This is a genomic window from Stieleria sp. (assembly GCF_041595215.1).
Lineage (GTDB): Bacteria > Planctomycetota > Planctomycetia > Pirellulales > Pirellulaceae > Stieleria > Stieleria magnilauensis.
Genome location: NZ_JBFHKV010000474.1, coordinates 1 through 6,104, shown reverse-complemented (window position 1 = coordinate 6,104; position 6,104 = coordinate 1). Strand labels below are relative to the sequence as shown.

General features: G+C 58.4%; 4 protein-coding genes. 1 reads left to right on the top strand and 3 read right to left on the bottom strand.

The features are described 5' to 3' along the window. Positions 1-2,547: efflux RND transporter permease subunit (locus ABX749_RS18125; RefSeq protein WP_372897201.1), on the bottom strand; the 2,547-nt coding region annotated here is incomplete at its 3' end. Beyond that, positions 2,544-4,136, bottom strand: a complete 1,593-nt coding sequence (locus tag ABX749_RS18120; protein WP_372897200.1) for an efflux RND transporter periplasmic adaptor subunit — start codon at positions 4,134-4,136, stop codon at positions 2,544-2,546. The genes ABX749_RS18120 and ABX749_RS18125, both read right to left, overlap by 4 nt. A gap of 229 nt (positions 4,137-4,365) precedes the next feature. Between ABX749_RS18120 and ABX749_RS18115 the strand changes: the two genes are divergently transcribed. Then, complete coding sequence (locus ABX749_RS18115; RefSeq protein WP_145207807.1) at positions 4,366-5,010, top strand: TetR/AcrR family transcriptional regulator; 645 nt, start codon at positions 4,366-4,368, stop codon at positions 5,008-5,010. 540 nt (positions 5,011-5,550) lie between these two features. On the opposite strand, the gene ABX749_RS18110 is transcribed toward ABX749_RS18115, so the two are convergent. Beyond that, positions 5,551-6,104, bottom strand: a 554-nt coding sequence (locus ABX749_RS18110; RefSeq protein WP_372897199.1) for a zinc-binding dehydrogenase, incomplete at its 5' end; no start/stop codon positions are given.

Sequence of the window (6,104 nt, the reverse complement as noted above, 5' to 3'; positions counted from 1 at the left end):
GCGGGTTTCGATGTGGGAGCTGTTCACGGCACCAAGCGACCGACGGCTTTCGGGATTCAACCGAAAGTAAACGGGGATTTGCCGGTCACCCTCGCGATACATCGTCAGCAGCTTTCCGGAATAGTAGGCGTCAAGCGTTGAAGCGACTTCCGCGTTGCGAATCCCCGAAAGGCTCGCCCGATCGGAATCCACCGCGACGAACAACTGCTGGCCGGAGACGCCCCACGAATCGTTGACGTCCCAAGTATCAGGTTCGGCGTCCACGATCGACTTGACGCGATTCGCAATCCGTCTGAGTTCGTCGGCGTCGGCGAGCCCGTTCCCCATGATCCGCAACACGACGGGATCAGCGGGCGGGCCGAGCGCCAGTTCGACAGGAACCACTCGAGCACCGGTGATCGGTGACAGCCCTAACGATTCATCTCCCTGCCTCGCAACGGCACGCAGTTGCTCGGCAAAGTCGTGGGTCAATTCTCCCTTGGTCGTATGGATCAGGATTTCGGCGTACTTTGGCTTCTGGGGCTCCGGTTCCCATGCGAGGTACCAGCGCGAGCCACCTCCGCCGACGATGGTTCGCATATTGAGCAAACGCTGGTGTGACCTTCCTTCGGCATCGACATGCGGGCTGAGCGCACGGATCATCTCTTCGACTTGGCGAGCGACGCCGTTGGTTTGTTCAATCGAAGCGGACTCGGGCAAATAGATTTCAACGGCAAATTGGTCGCGCTGCGTAAGTGGAAAGAACTCGCTCGAAACCGGGAACTGGGTCGCAAGCACAATCATTCCGATCGAGGCGAGGATGGTGACCAAGCGATGACGTAGTGCCCAACTCACCGCGTTGGCGTAGATTCGGTAGAAACCGCCGTGTTGGGTCGCGGATTGCGAAGCTGCGGCTGCGTCCTTCTTTCGGCCAAGCTTGCGCCACACGGTTCCGAGTTTTCCCATCAACCAGGGCAGCGGCGCGGTTGGACGAGTCGGATCTTGGGGCGGCCGTATGAACCACGCGGCGAGGATGACACAGAAAGTCATGGCCAGAACCCAACTGACAGCCAGCATGACGGACAGCGTGATTGGCAGGCTGTAGATGAATTCACGATTGGCACCGTCCATCGCAATCAACATCGGGACAAAAGCGGCAACCGTTGTCGCGGTGCCGCTCAGCATCGACGGGCCAAGCATTTTTGCACCCGCAACGGAGGCATCACGTGGGCTCATCCCGGCGATCTGGTTCGTACGACTCTGGTCGCACACCTGGACTGCATTGTCGACCAACAATCCGAGCGAAATAATCATCGATGCCAACGACATCTGTTCCAGTTGCACATCGAAAAGCGTGATGATCGCCAGCGACGAGATGACAACGAACGGGATGTTGGCCGCCATGACGGCGGCCGTGCGAAAGCCGACAACCAAGTACACCAGGACAACAACCACCAGAATCGCCTGGACGATGTTGACGCCAACCTCGCGAATTCGATGCTTCACACTGTCCGACTGATCAGAAATGATGGACACCGACAAATCGGGCGGCAACACACCCGTACTTTGCAACTGGGCGACGCTTGCTTTGGAACGGTCGCAAATGTCAATGATGTTTGCGCCCGATTTCATGGAGACCGCAAGAATGATGGCGGGCGTCTCGAACTGGGGTGTTCCGTAGCGGCAAATGCGTTGGGGCGGGTCGATGTAGCCACGACGAACGTTCAACCCCATGTTTTTGAGTTGAACTTGATTGAAACCTGCATCGCCCGATTCATCACCGGTCGCCACGACACCGACGACCAACGAGTCAAACGCTTCCACCGCGCTGACATCACCGCTGGGCTTGACAAAAAAACGTCCGTCTTCGCCGTCGATCCTTCCGCCCGGCGCGACGATGTTTTGCGACTTTGCGAGGGATTCGATTTGAGCGGTCGTCAGCTCCAGCGTTGACCAGTTCCCTTCGTCCGTCTCGATGTAAATTGCTTCTTCCTGGACTCCGTACCGACCGACTTGCGAGACGCCCGGCAGAAGCCGAAGCGAATCACGAATGCGTTCGGAGAACAGGTCCAGTTGTCGCGGCGAGTAAGCGTACTTCGGATCAACGGCCGAGTCGCCGTCGAGCGGCCGTTGGTGGACGGCGTACAGCAAAACACTGGTATCGGCAAATTCATCGAACAGAAACGGCGAAATGCTTTGGTCAGGCATTGGCACGTTGCGAATCCGGGCGCGGACGCGATCCCAAGCGTCGTCCACCCTCGCGCCCGGCACATTGTCTTCGAGTTCGACGAAGATGACGGATTGTTCGCTGCTGGACGTCGATCGAATCAACCGGACTTCTTTCAATCCGTCGATCGCATCTTCCAGCGGATCGGTCACCAGTTTTTCAATCTGCTCTGCCGATGCACCTTGCCACCGAGTGGTCACGACGGCGATCTTGAGCGTGAATTCGGGGTCTTCGCGGCGCGGCATGGTGATGAAGCTGACGCTGCCCCAAGCGACCAGCAACAACACCAGCGTGATCGTGATCGTCGGGCGACGCACTGCGAATTCGGGAAGCCCTCTCATTGCTGGGCGCTCCCGAGCGGGGAAACCAGTACACGGTCACCGTCATTGAGGTAGTGCGTGCCTTCGACAATGACCTGCGTTCCCTCACGCAACTGTTCCCGCGAAATCGATGAGATTCGAAGCAAAACCGTTTCACCGAGGACCGATTCCCCTTCGGCGACGTCGACAAACACTCGCCGCGCGATCGCTTGGCTCTCAGTGCCATCGAGCACGTGGACAAAGGTCTGCCCCTGTTCTTCACGGACAGCCTTCATCGGGACGTAAAATCCATCGGTTGGTTCGTCGGTCGTCAGAGAGATTTGCGCAACGTCGCCGGATCGCAACAGCCAGCGTTGCTCGTCAAGCATCACCCGGGAACCGCGCCACGACTCCAGATCGGGACGTTCACTTGCCGCGGCGATAGACGGCTCTGACTCTCTCGCCTTGAAAAAAAGTTTGCCGGTAATCAAATCATGATCGACGTCCATCTCCTGATTCGGGTCGGTGAACTCGATCGCGACGAATTTCCACCGCCCCAGATAGGGAATCACGTCGCTGGTGATTCGCACCGGGACTTTGGTCACCGACAGCAGACGATCGCCCGGTGGCGAGGGAGTTCCCCAGCGGCGATTGGTTACCTTCCAGACAAACGTTTGGCCGCCGATCGTATGAACCGCTTCGCGAACGACAAGCTGTCGGCGGTCGCCCGTGATCATGGGCCCGATGTTCAACGGTGTAATCTGATCCGTCCATGCGATCGGCTCGTCAGTGTCCGGTGACTGGTATGCGGAGTCGTCGATCTCGTTGCGCACATGCAGCGTCACGGTAAATGTTCGCGCCGCCGGGTCAGCCACCGTATCGACCCGGTACACCATACCGCTAAGCTGGCGAGACGTTCCGCTGCCATCGGTCACTTGGACCGACAACATGTCACCGCGACGGTAGCGGCGAGAGTCGCGGGCTGTCACCTCAAATTCGATGGTCATCGGATCCATCATCTGTACCGTCACCACCGGATCGCCTTCTTTGACATACGTGCCGGGGACGGCGTGAATCTGTGAAACCAGCCCGGGAAACGGGCTGTAGAGCACGGCGTTTCGGAGGCTGCGCTGGGCTTCGGAGAGTTGCTGTTGGGCCTGCAGGATTTGAGCTTCGAGTGCCAGCTGGCGCGCTTTCGCCTGAGCCAACTCGGCCCGGGAACTGGCAAGGCGAGATTTCGTCGTCGATGCATTGGTTTGAGCGGCGTCAAGTTCCGAGAGTGAAACGGCATTCTGTTTCGAAAGCTCTAACGCGCGGGACAGCTCGATGTCGGCGAGGTCGGCCTCGGCCTTTGCCGATTCGATCTGTGCGGGCAACTGCTGCTCAATCGTGACAAGATTGGCATCACGGTTCAGTTTCGCGACTTCGACGCTGGCGTAGGCCGACTCGACGGCAATTTTCAACGCTTCATCATCGAGACGGGCCAGCGGAGTCGGACCTGGTCGCCGGTCATCGGTCTGGCCACCGATTTGTGGCGAAACAAATTCATTCGGCTCGATGACTTCGGCGACGCGTCCGGCCACCTCAAACCCGATCTGCTCCGATTTCCAAGGCACAACCGAACCCGTCATGAATTGGGAATTTGTCGGAGAAGTTTGCCGCAAGGTAGCGATTGTGACCGGCTTGGGAGGCTTTTCAGTGGGGACGGAATCGTCCTGTTGCGGGGCACAACCGGTGATGGTCAGACCGCATACGAAGACGATGAAGCCGACGCCGTGTTCTCGAAGATGCATAACTTGTCAAGTGAAAGAGGCCACGCCATGACTTGCCAAAAGTAAACCGCGCGGTACACTTTATCTCATGCCCGGAAAAAGTAAACCCCAGAGTGTAAGTCGCGAAAAAGAGCCGCGGGACCGACTGACGGATCGCAAGCGAGCGTCGATCGTGCAAGCCGCGGTGGAGGCGTTTCAACAGTACGGCTATTTCGCCGCCAGCATGAATGGCATCGCTGACGCCGCATCGGTCAGTAAGCGAACCCTGTACAACCACTTCGACAGCAAGGAAGCCCTGTTTGATGCGATTGTCGAGGAGTTGAAGTTTCGCGTCGAGCGACTTCCGGAGTGCGAGTTCGACGCTTCGCGAGGCCTCGTCGAGCAATTGACGGAACTTGCGCAGACCGAAATCGACTTCTTCACGTCGGAGGACGTTCAGGCTCTTTCCCGAGCCGGATTGTCGCGTGTGCTGGGCGAACCGGATGCTGGCCAACAGGTCGATCAACGCTTTTTTATCAGGCGAGTGACGACATGGATGAAGCAGGCGCAGGCATCCGGTTGCCTTCTCGAAGCCGATGCAGAGTTCGCAGCGATGCAATTCGTCGGCTTGCTGCGCACCTTCGCGTTCTGGCCGATCATTGTCCACGGCGAGCCCCCGCCCTCAGGCCGCAAACGAAATCAGATCGTCGCGCACACGGTTGAAATGTTTCTCAGCAGATATGCAGTGCACTGAATTCCTTTCCCGTCGTGGACGAGGCGACGAGTCCAGCTTGACATTTCCCGCGTCGTGGGATGTGAAAGGAATGACTGACTTCGAATGAAGCGCGGAGCTCGCGTCTATTCGGTCGATGTCAATCGATTAACCTCGCCGGGGGATACATTTCGCGCCGACGGCGCCCCACCGCAGAGCGGTGCCACAACAAAGCCCGGGGTCGCGAAGCGCACCCCGGGTGGTGGCACAGAGGGAGAGGAACCCCAGCGGGGTTCAACAATCGACGCCGCGCGATCGGACGGCGCAAATGGCGAGGTGATTCGGGCGAAACGTGTTGTTCTGTTCAACCCCGTTGGGGTTGGCGGCCTGAATGTGACCGGATCTTGGGGTGCGCGGGCGCGACCCCAAGCTTTGATGTGGCACGCCGCTGGCGTGAAACTGTGATGTGGTTGGCGTCCGTGAGTGTTCCCATGGCGCCCTGGGGAGCGAAATGCATCAGCAATACTTTTCACATCCCTCGTCCACTACCCTGCCAATGATTCTGTCGACGTTCTTTGGTGACTAGTTTTCGACGACGACTTTGCCCATCGCTTTTCCGCTCTGCAAGCGAGCGTAGGCTTGTCCGGCTTGTTCGAGCGAAAACGGTTCTTCATCCAGTACAGGCTTGAGCCCACCGGACTCACAGATCTGAGCCAAGTCGCGGAGGATTTCGGCGTGTTGTTCTCGTTTGAAGTCGTGCAGCATCGGAATCAGCATGAACACAACGTGCAACGACAGCCCCTTGAAGTGGGCCGGAGTCAAATCCAGCTCGCACATCGAGACGGTCGTCGCGACTTGACCGTTCAGTGCAGCCGCTTCAAACGAGTTCGTCAGGTTTGCACCGCCGACGGAGTCGAATACCAGATCATACCCCGCACCGCCGGTGTGCTTGGCGACGTATTGCTCAACCGTCTCGGTCTTGTAATTGATTCCGGTCGCACCCAGTTGCTCAATCAGCGCCAGTTGTTTCTCGCCGCCACCGGTTGAGTAGACGTCGGCGCCCCAGTGCTTGGCCAGTTGCAGCGCGACGTGGCCAACGCCGCCCGAGCCACCATGCACGAGAACTTTTTGGCCCG

Excerpts from the sequence above, each read along its gene's own strand:
- ABX749_RS18120 (WP_372897200.1), bottom strand. The coding sequence starts at position 4,136 with ATGACGGGTTCGGTTGTGCCTTGGAAATCGGAGCAGATCGGGTTTGAG.
- ABX749_RS18115 (WP_145207807.1), top strand. The coding sequence starts at position 4,366 with ATGCCCGGAAAAAGTAAACCCCAGAGTGTAAGTCGCGAAAAAGAGCCG.